This is a genomic window from Micromonospora sp. NPDC048040 (genome assembly GCF_055587185.1).
Map to the genome: position 1 here is coordinate 69,019 of NZ_JBVJGT010000027.1, position 15,034 is coordinate 84,052.

At 67.1% G+C, this 15,034-nt stretch carries 12 protein-coding genes and 1 pseudogene; 3 read left to right on the plus strand and 10 right to left on the minus strand.

Features of this window, described 5'->3' with window-relative positions; translation table 11 throughout:
- Positions 1 to 88: 88 nt before the first annotated feature.
- The 10 genes and pseudogenes from ACZ6O2_RS23320 to ACZ6O2_RS23365 form a co-directional block, all read right to left on the minus strand.
- The gene (locus ACZ6O2_RS23320) at positions 89 to 769 is read right to left on the minus strand and encodes a DUF6884 domain-containing protein (RefSeq protein WP_466024277.1); all 681 of its coding nucleotides are present in this window, start codon (positions 767 to 769) and stop codon (positions 89 to 91) included.
- Positions 651 to 2,588 carry a helicase C-terminal domain-containing protein gene (locus ACZ6O2_RS23325; protein ID WP_466024266.1) on the minus strand — a complete coding sequence of 646 codons (1,938 nt, stop codon included), beginning with the start codon at positions 2,586 to 2,588 and terminating at the stop codon, positions 651 to 653. Before ACZ6O2_RS23325 ends, ACZ6O2_RS23320 begins: the two co-directional genes overlap by 119 nt.
- On the minus strand, positions 2,545 to 3,909 hold the full coding sequence (locus tag ACZ6O2_RS23330) for a hypothetical protein (RefSeq protein WP_466024267.1): 1,365 nt from the start codon (positions 3,907 to 3,909) through the stop codon (positions 2,545 to 2,547). The genes ACZ6O2_RS23325 and ACZ6O2_RS23330 overlap by 44 nt, the downstream gene beginning before the upstream one ends.
- Complete coding sequence (locus tag ACZ6O2_RS23335; protein ID WP_466024268.1) at positions 3,906 to 5,396, minus strand: phospholipase D family protein; 1,491 nt, start codon at positions 5,394 to 5,396, stop codon at positions 3,906 to 3,908. Before ACZ6O2_RS23335 ends, ACZ6O2_RS23330 begins: the two co-directional genes overlap by 4 nt.
- A gap of 247 nt (positions 5,397 to 5,643) precedes the next feature.
- Positions 5,644 to 6,882: a DUF6361 family protein gene (locus ACZ6O2_RS23340; protein WP_466024269.1), complete on the minus strand. Its 1,239-nt coding sequence runs from the start codon at positions 6,880 to 6,882 to the stop codon at positions 5,644 to 5,646.
- Between the two features lie 13 nt (positions 6,883 to 6,895).
- Positions 6,896 to 7,645: a DUF429 domain-containing protein gene (locus ACZ6O2_RS23345; RefSeq protein WP_466024270.1), complete on the minus strand. Its 750-nt coding sequence runs from the start codon at positions 7,643 to 7,645 to the stop codon at positions 6,896 to 6,898.
- A 195-nt stretch (positions 7,646 to 7,840) separates the two neighbouring features.
- Positions 7,841 to 8,620: pseudogene (locus ACZ6O2_RS23350) on the minus strand (transposase family protein); the annotation flags it as partial.
- A 157-nt stretch (positions 8,621 to 8,777) separates the two neighbouring features.
- On the minus strand, positions 8,778 to 9,656 hold the full coding sequence (locus ACZ6O2_RS23355; protein WP_466024271.1) for a hypothetical protein: 879 nt from the start codon (positions 9,654 to 9,656) through the stop codon (positions 8,778 to 8,780).
- A gap of 14 nt (positions 9,657 to 9,670) precedes the next feature.
- Complete coding sequence (locus ACZ6O2_RS23360) at positions 9,671 to 11,818, minus strand: hypothetical protein (RefSeq protein WP_466024272.1); 2,148 nt, start codon at positions 11,816 to 11,818, stop codon at positions 9,671 to 9,673.
- Between the two features lie 143 nt (positions 11,819 to 11,961).
- A complete protein-coding gene (locus ACZ6O2_RS23365) occupies positions 11,962 to 12,756 on the minus strand; it encodes a hypothetical protein (protein ID WP_466024273.1) in 795 nt (264 codons plus the stop codon).
- 169 nt (positions 12,757 to 12,925) lie between these two features.
- On the opposite strand from ACZ6O2_RS23365, the gene ACZ6O2_RS23370 reads away from it, so the two are divergent.
- The 3 genes from ACZ6O2_RS23370 (at position 12,926) to ACZ6O2_RS23380 (ending at position 14,971) form a co-directional block, all read left to right on the plus strand.
- The gene (locus tag ACZ6O2_RS23370) at positions 12,926 to 13,432 is read left to right on the plus strand and encodes a Pycsar system effector family protein (RefSeq protein WP_466024274.1); all 507 of its coding nucleotides are present in this window, start codon (positions 12,926 to 12,928) and stop codon (positions 13,430 to 13,432) included.
- Between the two features lie 239 nt (positions 13,433 to 13,671).
- Complete coding sequence (locus ACZ6O2_RS23375; RefSeq protein ID WP_466024275.1) at positions 13,672 to 14,292, plus strand: Crp/Fnr family transcriptional regulator; 621 nt, start codon at positions 13,672 to 13,674, stop codon at positions 14,290 to 14,292.
- Between the two features lie 361 nt (positions 14,293 to 14,653).
- On the plus strand, positions 14,654 to 14,971 hold the full coding sequence (locus ACZ6O2_RS23380; protein WP_466024276.1) for a transposase: 318 nt from the start codon (positions 14,654 to 14,656) through the stop codon (positions 14,969 to 14,971).
- Positions 14,972 to 15,034: the final 63 nt, after the last annotated feature.

Below are 15,034 nucleotides of genomic sequence, written 5' to 3' on the forward strand. Positions count from 1 at the left end.
GCCTCGGACTGGGCGGATCACGGTTTGAACCTACGAGAAGATCCACCGGGACTTGCCGACAGATACCAAGTTGTCCGGCCTCAGGGGGTCACTTCACTGCTCGCGGTAGCCCGGCCAGCGGTCGGCGTACCGTCGCTCCGGTCTGGGTGAGCAGTGGAGCGATTGCTTGGGCGTACTCGTCGCCGGCGTGGATTTCGATCACGCGGTCGTGCACATGGCCCTCTACGCGTATCAGCTTGGCCACTACCCATTGGCCCCAGGCCCGCCGGTAGTCCTTGCTCTGCTCGGCGAGGGCGGTGTCGTACGGTGCGAGCACCGTCTCGGGCAGCACCAGGCCGTGCTCGGCGCTCAGGATGTAGCGGCGGGCGTGCCGTTCGACGTAGGCCCGGCGACGGACGAACAGCGGCGAGACGTACAGGTCGCGCGCTGGCACAGGGTGGTCAAGTTTCGTCTTGACGCAGCCGATCAGCGCGATGTCGGCGCGGAGCTTGTCAGGCTCGGCCGGCCTTGAGTGCCCGCTCGGGCGCTGGGCCGGGATCGCTGGCTGAGCTGTAGGGGAGGGGGTCGATCGACTGCTGTCGCCGAGCGTGTACCGGCCGTGCCCGACCCGGATGAGTGGGGTCTCGCACGGGCTGGTCGGGCCGCCGGTGCTATCCCGGGTCATTCCCTGGATGACCGGGCCGAGCGACTGTGGGCGCCGCGTCGGGTCGAGCCGTTGGACCTCGTCGATCAGCTCCGCTCGGCTGAAGTTCAGCTTGTGTTTCGCCAGCTGCCGGGCTGCAGTGAGGATGAGCTGCCAGGCGGCCTGCTCCATCATTCTTGTTCCCCTCAGCAGCCGGTCGCAGATCCAGGATCTCGGGTACGCCCGCTGTGCCGGTTTCCCGTCGTCGTAGCAGGTTCAGCAGGTCCTCCTGCCTGGGTTGGCCGAACGCCAGTCGGTACATCACCAGGTCCGACTTGAGCCGGTCGAGCTTGGCCTGGTCGCGGCTGAGTGGGTACGGCAGAATGTGCCGCTCGATCTTCGCCGGCCCGGGGAACACCCAGTACGGCGCGAAGTCGCCCAGCTCTCCGGAGACCGCGCGTGCCGCGTCGTACAGGGCCTTCCACACGTCCGGCTCTGGGGAGCGGAGCGCCTCAGCGCGGTGTGCGGCGGCGACGTTGCGGCGGACGGCGTGCCCGCCGAACCGGTGTACCCGGCCCTCGCGCTGTTCGAAGTCGACGGGGTTGGCGGGGGTGTTCCAGTGCACGACGGCCGAGCACCACTGGTGGAAGTCGATGCCTTCCTGGCCGGCGCTGGTGGTGGCGACGACGAACGGCCAGAACGGGCTGTTGAAGGCCCGGCGCACAACTTCCTTGCGGTTGACCTGGGATTGTTCCTCGCCGCGGCCGCCGTAACGCAGCGCGAACCGACCCGGCAGCTTGATCCGCTCGTCAGGGTGGTGCGGGTCGAAGGCTTCGTACGTCGAAGGTCGGCTGGCGATCGCCTGCCGCGCCTCTTCGGCGAGTCTGCACAGCTCGTCGTCGTCCAACCGGGTGTCGGAAGCTCCGCTGCGTAGCGTGTGCAGGTGCTCGTCGAGGACGGCCTGCAGACCACCGGCCGCGCAGTAACGCAGCACCGCCTGCCAGTAGACCCGGCCCTTCGACAGGCTCTCGAGCAGCTGCGCGCATTCCGGCCGGTTGAACAGGGAACGCAGCCCGTTGGCGAGCAGCGCTGCGGCGCGCCAGTGCCCGGCGGGCGTGACCGCGCTGTCGGGGTGGATCAGCCGGGACAGCGCCCGCCAGGCGATGTTGCCGGGCCCGTGCAGGCCGATCGCCGCGACACTGTCCAGCAGGCCGTCGAGGTGTTCTGCTGTCGGGTAGCAGGCCTGGCTCGTCAGCTCGCGGGCTCGCGCCACGTGCCGGTCCAGGCCGGTGGCCGCTCCCTCCTCGTCGGAGGACGTTCCCAGGGCCGCGGCGGCGTCGCCATGGCCGGGATCGGCGCCGGGCCACCGGAAGATCAGCTCCCACGGCTCGGCGGGGCTGGCTTCGGTGGCCGCCGCATCGCCAGACGCGCAAGCGCGCAGCCGTTGCCGCACCTCGCGCTCGAACGCGTCGAGCGGCGCGGTCTCGTCCGGGCGCTGCCGGGCTAGGGCCAGCGGGTCGCACAGCGCGGCAAGGCCCGGATGCGGCCAGAACAGAGCCAGGACGCTCATCGCCGCCGGCCGGCCGTGCTCCACGCGGTAGTCGAGATGACGGTGCCCCTCCCCGGCGCGACCCAGCCGGCGTTCGGCCTCGTAGCTGAGCAGCCCCGCCACCGCTGTGGGGGTGGCGTTCCACGACGAGAACAACAGCCGCTTGGTGATGCCCTCACGCGCCGCGGCGGCGAACGGCTCGCCGAGCTCGTGGTACGGCAATGATGGGGGCAGCCACAGCAGCCGCCACCAGCTCCGGTCAACGGTGTCCGCGGCGAGCTGCCGCAGCCGGCCGTTGCCGAGATCGACCGGCTCTCGTCGGCTGATCGCGTCGGCGTCAAGCAGCTGCGCGGAGGCCAGCAGCGCAGGCACGTCAGGGTGCGGGCTGGCCTGCGAGAGCCCGCTGAACCTTGTCACCGAGCTGGTAGCCGTCGAGGAAGTTCAGGAAGTACGGGGCGGACTTCCAGTACTCGACGGTCATCGGGGCACCGACGGCGTCGGCGATCTTTCGCATCGCCACGTAGCTGCGGACGTCGCGGGCGTCGAGATCATCGGCCACGCTGACGTGCTCACGCAGCATCCCGTCCTGGACCAGCGCAGGCCGTTCCGTCCGGCACATGACCCGCAGCAGCAGGCCGCGCAGCCAGTCGCGCAGGTCACCACAGGGCTCGCCGCGCACCAGCGCGTCCCGGTACGCCTCGAACGCCTTCGTCACGTCTGCGTGCCAGGACTCGTCGTCGCTGAGGAAACGCAACACCTGCCGGAAGTCGCTGTAGTGGTCCTCGCCAGCGGCAGCCTCCTCGGCGAAGGTGAACGGCTTGTACGGGGTGGCCGACAGCAGCAGCACCCGGGCGGCCCGGTAGTCGAACAGATGCCGGGCGAGTTCGGCGCCCTCGCCGCCGTTCGGATCGAGCAACTCCCGGAACCGCTGGAACTCGTCGAGGATGATCAGGTCGGGTTCGAGAACCTCGACCCCGGCGGTGGCCAGCGCCGTACGAAGATCGCCGGTAACCTTGCGGGCCATCTCTCGCAGGGCGTCGGGCAGGGCGGCGCGCCGACCGATGCCGTCGAGTAGAGTGTCGAACTCGTCGAGCAGCCCCCGCTCACGGGCACGGCTCAGAAACTCGTCCGTGATTGTGGGGTCGAGTTTCCCCTCGAGCTGCCCCCACAGTCGGTTGCACTGCTCCTCGAACCGGTCCGGCGTTGCGACGCCCGCCTGCAGCGCCCGCAGCGCGGCTCGGGTCCGCCAACCGTCCCACGAGCTTGCCTGCTCGAGGATCAGGAACAACAGTGCGCGCTCCTCGGCCGTACCGGTCCGCCAGCCCTGGTCGAAGGAGGTGCCCGGGGTGAACGCCACCAGGTTGATCGGCTTGCCGGAGGTGGCGGTCGCGGCGTTCAGCTGGTGAGCGTGCTTGGCGAGCAGGGTGAGCCGGCTGGACAGGGTGACCGTCTCGTCTGGGGTGACCCGTAGCCGGGCGATGTTCTGCCGGGCGACGTCCTGGTTGGAGCAGACGTAGATGACATCCACTCGGTCGACGCTGTCGTCGTCCTGCAACCGCTGCAGAGTCTGGGCGATGACGCCTCGGGCGACGACGCTCTTGCCGAGCCCGGTCTCGTCGGCGACCAGGAACCGTCGGGTCGGATCGGTGCCGAAGAACTGGTCGATGACGTGCGCGACGGTGGCGCGTTGGAAATCCTTCAAGCCGGCCATGACCGGGCCGGCGTCATACCCCTTCACGCGCGCACCGCCTCTGTCATCGTCTCGCGTGCCGCTGTGATGACCCGCCACAGCTCGGGGAAGCCGGGCGGCAGCAGCTGCTTGCTGTCACCGCTGGCATCGATGCGGGTGACCAACCGGGCCAGGTCGTCGAGCTGATCCGGCCGGTCCACGAGAGCGTTGAGCAGCAACTCGAGAATTCCGGTGCCGCCGGTGCGCCATACGCCCTGTCCGCCGGCGTCGCCGCTCGCGGCGGCGGCAGCCTCGGTGCCGAGGCCGAGCATCAGCAGCAGGAACTGCAGGAACTTCTCCGGAGTGTCGATCTGCTGAGCGATGACGTGGTCAAGCCGATGGGCGGGGTCGCCGATCAGGGTGGCGAGGACGACGGTCTGCTCCCGGCCAGTGCCGTCCTCGGCGATGACGACGACGAACGGGGTTATGTCGGCCAGCGCGAGCCCGGTGAACGCCGCGTCCAACGGCTGTCCCGGAACCAGCAGCACCGCCTCACCGCGGCGCGTGTGCAACTGCGCGGTGATCCGTACGCCCGTCACGTCCGGCAGGGCGTCCTCCGAGGTCAGCCGGACGCCGTAGCCGTCAGCCTCGGGCGTGACGGCGGCCGACAGCGGAATGGCGGCGATGTCGCGGACCAGATCACGCAGGATGCCCGCTTCCGGCTCCGGCTCGGTGGCGTCCTGGCGCTCGTATGGCTCGAGGATCTCCCGGAAACCCGCCCCGGGACCGAGGAGGGCGTTGATGCCCCACTGGCTGCGGCTACCGACCAGCTCCACCAGCAGTTCGACGTTCCCGCTGAACGCCGCATCGGTGGCATTCGCGGAGCCGAGCAGGACCCGCGCCTGGTGGCCCTTCTCCACCACGTACACCTTCGCGTGCAGCCCGTGAAGCACCTCCTGGCCGGACGGCGCCTCCTCGGCGGGCAGGCCGGCCAGCGCGCTGACCACGAACGTTCCGGATTCCGCCAGGACCTCCTGTGGCAGACAGTCGAGCGTCTCCTGGCGGCTCACCAGCGCCAACTGTCCGCTCGGTGCGCACCGGTCCAGGCCACCCGGAGTACAGAACGGCGAGATGACGAGGTGACGTAGCCCTTCGAAGTCCGGTGGGCGAGCGCCGGGCACGCCCAGCGCGTGAAAGAACATCTCCCGCGCGCCTTCGGGGCGGTCCCACTCGGCTCGACGCAGGTCCTCGCCCAGAGCCTCGATGGCCGCCTGCCGGTCCGTTGGTAGCGGCGCCACCGCCAGCCGCACCGCATGCCGCAGGAGATCGAACAGAGGCCGGTTGTCCGCCTTCGGCCGTGTGCCGATCACGCCGTCCAGGCGAAGGCACACGTCCCAGCTGCGGTCCTTGGTCAGGTTCCGGCTGAGTACCAGCAGCCGCAGTGACGTCTCCCCGGTCGTCTCGTCGTGGAAGCGCAGCGCCCACACCTTCGGGTGGAACAGGTGGCCGGGCTTGGGCCGGCATACCTGGTGCACCATGGGCTCGACGAACGCCAACAGCGCCGACTGTGTCGGCGGCACCGCGATCTGCCCCGCCTGGCAGAACACGTCTATGCGGTCGGCGCAGTGCCGTACGCCCTCCATCACCGCGATTGGGTCCGTCGACTCGCGTAGGCCATGCGCGGCGAACGCCAGCGGGGCGACCAGCAGACTCTCCAGATCCAGGGTGAACGTCATGGCCACGGCCCGGGACAGCCGCGCGCCCGGTGGTGGGCGCAGAGCGTCGAGCAGCAGCGCGCGGGAGTCAGGCGCGAGCACCGGCAGCCTCCAGCAGGTCGGCGGCGCAGCCGTCGTGGATGTCGGTGAGGATCCGGCGAACCTGCGGCCAGCGGAACACCAGGCGGCGACTGCCCGACGCGCCACTCCACCTGCGCAACAGCTTGTCGTTGACCAGCCGCGACTGGCCCTTCTTCACCGACCGTTCCCGCTCGCCGACGAGGTTCCGCAGGGTCGGGTCGGTGGCGGCGTCGCTGGCGGCACCGCTGGCCACCGCGTCGAGCCACCGCTCGACGAATAGGCGCGCCTTGACGTTTGTGCTGATCCGCGGATTCTGCTCGATGAGCCGGCTCCACATCCCCGACCGGTCCCAGCCCTTGAGGCCGTGCTCCGCCGACACCCGATCGCTCCACCCCAACAGCTTGTCGCGGTACAAGGCCGCCGGCTCCTCGTGCTCGGTCAGGCCCGCCTTCTCGTACCGCTCGGCGACGAGCAGGTTGTACAGCAGCGCCGCCCCGTGCATCGCCAGCGAGAACCGCTGCGCATCACGCACCAGGGAGCCGATCGGCTCCGGCGCGGCCAGCGTCACCGGCTCATCCCACGGAGCCTCGCTGTCCCAACCCGGGCGATGCTCGGGTTCGAGCAGGTACGCCAACAGCGTGCCCGGTGCTGCGGCGAGGAGCCTCTCGCGCAGCCAGCGGGCCTCGTCCGGGCGCAACATCAGCCCACCCTCGACCTCCTTCGGGAAGTTCGCCGGTGCCCCAGGCAGGGTCGGGTGCCAGGTGCCGCTCGACCGCTCGGTCAGTTCATCGGCTTCCGCGGCTAGGCCGGAGGCCAGCCGCCGGTCCGGTGCGGCGTCATCGTCACCAGCGCGGATGCCGTACCGCAGCAGCGCCGCGGCGTAGATGCTCGATGGCAGGGTGCGCACACCGACGCCGGCACGCCGGCCGATCACACCCTCGGTTTCGTGCCCGCGCAACAGAGCGACGATCACCTTCCGCTCGTTGCGGTCAACCTGCGCGGCGAGGCGGTCACCACGCAGCCCACGCCGCTGCGCCTCCTGATAACACCAGGGCACTATCAGCAGGTACCGCGCCCGGGTCTGAAGAACCGAGGTGCCGGGGAACAGCAGGTCGCTGATCGCGTCGCGAACCTGGCCGATGCCCAGCTCGTCCCGGCTCTCCGTGTCGCTGAAGAGCTTGAGCAGCTCACGAATGCGTTGCTGGTCGTCGCGAGAACTGTCCAGCCAGCTCAGTCCTGAGGCCATGAATGCCTTCCGCTCATGCTTCCGCAACATCGACGAGGCCGCTGAGCGGACCGGTGGGCAGAGCAATCCAGCCCTCGGTACGTGCGGTCATTCGCTGCTCGTCGTCCGGCTGGGTTGCCATGCCGATCGCCGCGGCACGCGCGTTCAAGGCCGCGATCACCGAGTCGAACGCGTCGTGGCTGTGGCGGCACAGTGCCTCGAAAGCACCCAACTCCAGCCAGGGCGCGGCCCCGCAGAGTGCGGTCACAAGATCGGCATGCTGGTCGTTCTGACCCCGGCCCTTGTAACCGCGGTACGTCAACCCCCAGCGGCACAGGGCCGCGGCCGGGTACACCTCGACGATCCTGCCGCCGCCGCAACGGTCAATGTCCTGTCCGGCGGCGGCGAACATCGCCAACATTCCGGCGCAGCGAAAGGCGGCATGAGCGATGCGATCCGCAGCCACACTGAGTGGGATGATGCCGGTTTCCTCGCGGACCACCTCGTCCGTCAGCCGGTAGGCCAAGCGCCGCCGCCACAGAGCGCCGTCGCCGTCGGTGACGTGGCCGGACTGGTGGGCAGTGACGAGCGCGACGAAGGGTTCCGGCCAGCCGAGCGGACAGTCCAACCCGATCTTGTCCACGTCTTGGCCTGCCTTCACGATCCGGACATCGCTGACGTCGAGGACCAGCTCCCGCACCACCGCGCTGTCCGACAGCCATTCGATAGTGGCCATCGCCGTACGCTTGTCTGCCGCTGCGAGGTCGACGCCGAGAGTCAGCACCGCACCACTCTAGGTGCCGTTCACTCGGTACGACATGGCTCGATCGACGGTCGTTACAGGACGTTCAGTTGTTTCAGCTGCCGATTTGGTGGGCCAAGGCGGCCTCGTTTATGTAAGTGGTTCTGGGTCGCCAGGCCCCGACCTGTAGGTGATGATCCGATGGCTGGCGGGCGGGTCACCATCTGAGCATTTTTGTCCTGCGTAGCGGTTGGCTTCGACGTGGTGCAGAACGAGGATGGTCTGCACGATGGTGGTCGCCCGCCATGGGCAGCAGAGCAGCTTGGCCAGGATTTTCCAGGTCTTGAGAGTGGCGATCGCCCGTTCACCGCGGGCGCGGATCTTCGCGTGGGCGCGGTTCACGGCCTTCTGCCGGCGTGACAGCTTCGGCCGGAAGCGGCGCCGCTTGAACGGAGTGCGCACGCTGCCACGGGTACCTTGATAGCCCTTATCGGCGAAGGTCATCACGTCTGCCCTGGTCAGCGCCTCGATGATGCCGTGGGTCCGGGCTGCGGTCAGGTCATGGACCGAGCCGGGCAGCGCCGGCGAAGCCCAGACGAGGCGGCCAGCCGCGTCGGCGATGACCTGCACGTTCACGCCGTGCCGCTTGTGTTTCCCGGAGTAGTACGGTTTCTGCTCGGCGACCCGGTCGATCGGAATCAGGGTGCCGTCCAGGATCGCGTACGCCAGTCGGCGGATCCGGTCCATGGCGGTGGCCAGGTCGTCGGCGGCCGTCGCGAGCAGGGCTACAGCTTCCTGCACGTACCGCCATGCGGTGCTCACGCCGACCTCGAACCCGGCGGCCAGTCGGGTGTAGGTGTCACCGTTGCGCAGGTGAGCCAGGGCGAGCAGTGCCTGCCGTCCCGCGTCGAGGCGCCGCAACCTGGATCGACGCTGGTTGCGGTGGCTGCGGATACGGTCAGCGAGGTGGTTCAGGGTCCGGCTGGACAACGAGATCGTGGACGGGTAAGACAGCACAGGCGAGGCTCCCGTGTTGGGGCATCGGGTTTTGGTCGATTTGCTGTCTTACCTGGATCCTCGCCCTCATCGATCACCGGGCTGCGCGCACCGCCCCTGACCTGCAAGATCAGGTTGGAAAAGGCTCAATGCTACTTGACTACCCAGATGGCAGAGGTCACTGTGCCTTGGCGCCGTTTGGGGTCGGGCGGTACGTGGCCGACAGCAGGTCGGGCACGTCGGCCAAGACGTCGTTAAGCAGCCTGATGACCTCGTCAGCCTCGTGCGCCTCCAGGGGCTGCCCGACCCGTCCGCTACGTCGGAGTACCTCTTCTAGGCGGGTAGCAAGAAGGTCGATGTTCGCCCTCTCCTCGGCGGTTACGTACTGCTCGATGACGCTGGCCAGATGCTCGTCGGTCAGATGAGCTGCGGCATGGGCGAGCGGGCTGCGGCGCAGCCGGTCTATCACCGCGATCCAACGTTGGGTCAGTTGGTCGGTCCGCTGGGCTCGTCGCAGGAGTAACTCGTGCTCGCCTTCCTCCTGGATACGTTGAAGGTGGATCGCTCGGAGCTGTTCGCGTACCTCCGGGTCGAGCCGGACGGAAACCTCGGGCCGGCAGCGGAGAACGACCCCCCGTCTTTCATACGTGCGGTAGCTTCGCGACAGTTCCCGGTTGAGGCGGTACTCGAACTCGCCGGCCTGTTGTGGGTGGAAATGTCGTGCCAGTTCAGCGGACTGCCTCTCAACATCCCTCCGTGCTAGGTCGGCAAACTGCGACGACCAGGCACCGAGCAGCTCCTCGCTCAGCTTTTCCGCGTGCCAGGTCAGCCGCACATGGATCTCGAACGTGAAGACGAACCCGCGTGCCGGTACGATAATGGGCTGGGACAGTCGACGCCGCTGGCTGACGCTCTCCGGAACGGATTGCCGGATCGGCGGTGGCGGACCGGCCAAGAGGCGGCGCACAGCGAACCACAGTCGCCCAAGCCATGATTTCAGGCCTCGCCACCAACGGGCGAGGGCATTCGTGAAGGCAATAGCGTTGGGCGAGGTCATGGGCACTCCTGAGCTTAAGCAGCCGAAGCAGAAGGGGATAAGGCACCGGCTCGCGACAGCCAGTAGGTGAACCGTGGCTGCACGCTCCGGTCGAGGACGAGCCTCCGGAGCAGGGTGCGAAAGGCCTCGGCGGTTGGTGGGTATGCCCGGAAGGATCGCAGCCAGTGACCCAGTTGACGCCAACCGTTCTCTGCAAGGTCAGGATCTAAGAGAACCAAGCGCCAAAGCGCCGCCACATCTTCCAAGGCTTGAGGTGAGGTGCCAGCTAGCGAGAGCAACGGAAACTGACCCGGAAAGGGAAGTTCCGACGTTGTCAACCGACTGAACGCACGACTGGCCGCGACCTCAAGGACGGAATCCCCACTTAGCGCCCATCTTTTGAGTAGCGCCAAGATCGGAGCATGGCCGAGATCCCCGGCCAGCCGAGTGACCGCCCCCGTGATCTCGTGGCCGAGATAGCCGTGGGCGCTTCGGGCAACGTGGGTCAGGTCGTGCAGTAATCGGTTGTGATACGAGGTCCGGAAGCCCATGGACCAAGCCTTGGCGGCTGTGTCGCGCTCAAATGCGGCGTCAGACCAGGCGAGTGAGGAAATCTCCCCGCCCACACGGCTGCTGATCCGGTGGCTCGCTGATCTGTCGGGGGCCCCTGAGTCGGCAAGGTTGGCCACCGCCACCAGTGCAGCCGCAGCGGCTCGGCGAAGGGCCGGCTTCCGGTCCCTGGCCCAGTTGCCGATCACACTGTTATAGACTTGGTCGAAGTCGTGACAGGCGAATCCGGCAGCAGCGACCGCTGCGCAGTGCTTGAAGTCCTCAGCGGGATGAGTGGCCAGCGCGTCTAACCAACCGATGAGCGCCGACCGGCTGTTGTCGAATTCGTTCCAGGCAACGTCCAAAAGTGCCCGAACCATATCCGGCTCGACCTGCGCCATCCGGGTCGCCACGTCAGGTCGGAGCCGATCTGCTACCTTCTCCTCGCCGTCCCAGTCGCCAGCAAGATCGTCACCGAGCAGTCCGGGGAGGCTGTGTACCAGCGCGGGCCGGCCGATGGCGGGATGGGCGAAGAGCCCATCGAGCTTCTCTAGCAAGAGCCCGGCCGCATCCGTCACGTGGGCGATCGGATGGCCGGAAAAGACTGCATAGGTGACCCGCAGGGCCCTGCGGTGCTGCAGTTGACGGTGTTGATAGTCGCTGTCGACGGTAGGCGTCTCCAGGATGGCGCGTGCACGAACACGTCGCCGCACTTCTCCGGACGGAAGCAGCGCGGCCAGTTCTTCATCGCTCTGCGGAAGTCTGGCCGCGAGCATTTCCGCCTGCTGTGCGCATTCTCGGGGCCGAGCCAGCAGCGTCACGCCGCGTCGGAGGAGATCGTTCCTCAAGAGCCTCCGAGCGTAGCGGATCCCGCAACGCCCGTCGCAGTACTCATCGCCGTCTACACATCGGCCATGGAGGTTATAGACGAGGTGCCGACGGAACACCGCCATCGAATCAAAACTGCACCTGTGAAACACCTCCGCGTGATGAAGCACGCCGTCTGGCACGTCTAGATCGCGGACCAAGACTGCACTCGCTTCGTGCTGCTCGAAAGTTCGCTCCAAGGCTCGGATAAGTCCGGCAGTGGCGTTGGCGCCGAGTCGGATGATGTAGCCGTGCCCCTTCTGCAGCAGATCCGGGTGATCTCGAATTTGCAGAGGATCGCTGGACTCGCGGAGCATGATCTCCCGAACGTGTTCCTGGCCGTGGCGATCGGCGAGTGCAGCGCAGGCAGTCGTCGAGCGCCCGGTGCCAACCGGACCTGCGAGGCCAGCTACCGGGCTTCGATCAAAGCGTTGTGTCAGGTCACCGAAACATGCAGGCTTGACTAACGTAGCCACCTTCAGCTTAATCCGGCGAACAGGGTCGGCACTCAGCCGAGCGCGGTCGTCCTGGCCGATGTTGATGATGCTGCCCACGACCCGCGCATAGTCGCCATAGACCGCCGGCCCTTCGTTTCGGACGTCGTCGAACCGAAAGCGGTTGCCCTGCCCTGGCATCCATGCTCTGAGCGTCGGATTGGACCGCACGAAGGCGGCAGAGTTGCCAGACTCGTCACTCTCCGCTGGATGCTCCGACTGGTCCTCTTCCTCTTCGTCCTCCTCACGGGCCTTCGTGTCCCGCAGATCCACGCCCGCCTCGCCCCGGTCATGCCCGAATTCCCCTGCTGTCGCCGGTTGCTTCGAATCGTCCACCTCCGGCCCAGACCCGGGCGTTACCGCGCCAGGCCCAGCGTCGGCTGATGATGGCTCGTCAGCGGGGGGACGGTGGGGAGTCACCGTTCACTCTCTTCGTCCTCGCGCCACACCGCGTGTGAGCCGTAGGCGCGGCCGTAGTCGCCGTACACGGTAGGCCCGTTGTTTGTGACGGTGCCAAAGTCGAACCTGCTACCGCCGGACGGACTTACTGTCGGTTGCCGTGTCTTTCCACCACGACGGCGAGCGCCGCCCGGACCATTAGAGGCGAGCACGAAGGGACCGCAGTTGACATTCTCGTCTGGCACAAACACCCACGCCTCGTCCACGAAGGACTTCACCTCAACACGTACCCGACGGAAGCGGTCTCGCCGGATACCGCTGTAGGACTGGCAAACGACGTCGCGGTAGATGGTGGCTGACACGATTAGCGCTAATCCAGCGTTGGGGAACGAGCCCAATGCCTCTCGCACCGGCTCCGCGTTGACCAGCCGAGCGGCCGTAACGACCGCCGTGCCGGCGAAGCCGTTCTCCGCCGGCACTACCAGCCCCTGATGCAAGGCGACGCGCATCCGGATACGAGCGTGGTCTGCGGCTTGCCGATTATGGTCGCGCAGAACCCGGTCCATGGCTGGCACGAGTTCTGCAACGATCCTCGGCTCCGAGGTCCCAGGCGGGAAGATCGCAAACTCACCGTCCCCGCTCGCCTGGATCACCCAGCCACTCCGGTCCAGCCCACAAAGCTCTGCAGCCTCTCGCATGATCTTTTGGAAGTTGCTCTGGGCATGGAACTGTCCCATATCGTCGTTCCTGCTGTAGCTCTCCATGTCCACGAACATGATCAGCCGCCGGTCCGACTGCACTGCCGGTGCCATCTCGCCCTCCTCGTGCCCCGCCTTGCCTGCGAGACCATGTCACTTATAGCGACGCACGGCCTTGGGAATGCCATCAAAGTACGGGTTTCGGGAATGAGTTCCTCGTCGTCTTTGCGTCAAGCCATACTTCGAAGGGGTGTAGCGGAAACGCCTTGGCTTCACTGATGCCATGAGCATCCCTCAATCCTCGGTGCCATCCCGTACTGCCGACGTGGAACGAGCGTTGGCCACTGCTCGTATGCATCAAGACTCGATCCAGCACGCCGACACCAAGATCGCAAGGCTCGTCGGTATGTACGGAGCGCTGGCAAGCCTCATCGCCAGTAGCCTGCCTAGGCACTCCGAGCTGGCAGGCACGCCAGGGCTCGGCCTGGCCCTTGGCCTCACCTGCGTCGTGTTCATTTGCTCGTTGGCCGCCGGTGCCCGACAGCTGGCACTCGGCTTCCGGCCGGTGGTGACCGGACCAAGAGGGCCAAACCGTTTCGGCTTTCCAGATCCTGAATCGCTACCCATCGCGCTAGTCGCTGGCCACGAGAGCACCGAGGCATGGCAGCTCGTAACGCTGCTCGGGCAGATCGCGTACAGCAAGCATCGTCGGGTGCGGTCGGCGCTTCCGTGGACCTTTGTTGCAGTCGCCTCGGCGACGTCATGGCTGGTCCTTGCTGCCTTCCTGTGACTGGAACGCCGCTGCTCGGACACCTTCTGCCGGCCGACTGCATCGACCAGAATGGTTGCTGTGCCGATGCAGCCGCAACCGGGCCAAGCGTCGCCACGTCCGCCGGCGAACGGGGTATTGACATGCGACACGACCAGAACCGACCACAAGACTTGTCGCCGTGGCCTCCGGGGTCCCTACTCAGCTGCCTGACCCCGCCAGTCCGCAGCGCGCTCCTCGCCATCGGTACAGCCGTCAGGGTGGAGTCGGGAGACCGCATCCTTCGCGAAGGTGACGAGGGTAGTCATATGGTGCTGCTCTGCCATGCATTGACGAAGGTGACCGTCAACATGGCAGATGGGCGTCAAGCCCTTCTGGCAATCAGGGTGTCGGGCGATGTCGTCGGTGAGATCTCGGCGCTAGGTGGCACGCCACGCACCGCCACGGTCACCAGCTGTGGCGACGGGGTGGTCAACGTCATTCATCGGCGGGATTGGCATCCCTTTCTGCAGGATCACCCCGAGGCGGCGCTTGCATTGGCGGGCACCACGGCGGCACGGTTCCGCTGGGCGAACCAGCGAAGGGTCGACTTCGCCTCCTACCCGGCGAAGGTCCGATTGGCTAGGATTTTGGCAGAACTATCCGCCGCACACGGAGAGTCGGTGCCGGCCGGCAGAACCCTTGGCGTGATGCTGACTCAAACGGAGCTGGCAACGTTGAGTGGCGCAGCGGAGCCGACCGTGGAGAAAGCGCTGCGCGAGCTTCGGCAGGCCGGGGTCCTTGAGACGGGATACCGCCAAATCATCATCCGTGATCTAGCGACCCTGCGACAGGTCGGGCGTATGCCGAACGTGCGACACGGGTGGACCAAAGACAGCTGAAGCGTGGAAGTCCAACCGGCCCGGGTTCGAGACTGTCCGAGCGGAGATGAAGCGCCCTTGTTGCGCCGAACTGGCGCATGGCTTCTTCGATACTTGACTACGACCAAGGGCCAGCCATGCATGATCGACCCGCGGCCGTCTGGCCTGTGCCCACGTCCACGACCCGGCGGTGCAGTGCAGTGCGGTGTCATCAACCGCAAGGGCCGGCGCGGCACCATCGCCACCGGCGGCGGCCGCTGCGAACGCCACCAGCACGTCGACGGCCACGGTGCCGGTCTGTTCGCCCGCCCCGATAACGCGCACGGCGACTGTTCCGCACCGGGTTTGATGGAGACATCGAAACCTGGGAGGAACACCAGCGATGCCCGCACCGAAGAAGTACAACGATGAGCTGCGTGAGCGTGCGACACGGTTGGCGGTCGAGGCCCGTCGGGATCCGGCGTCCGCGGTCGGGGCGATCCGGCGGATCGCTGGTCAGCTCGGGGTTCATCCGGAGGCGTTGCGCACGTGGGTGAAGAAGGCCGAGACCGACGCCGGTGAGCGGCCGGGCACCACCAGCAGCGATGCGGAACGCCTCGCCGCGTTGGAACGGGAGGTGCGTGAGCTGCGGCGGGCGAACCAGATCCTGCGCTCCGCGGCGTCTTTCTTCGCGGCGGAGTTGGACCGTCCGTCGCGATGAAGGTCGAGTTCGTCGACTCCCAGAAGGCCGAACACGGTGTCCAGCCGGTCCTGCAGGCGCTCG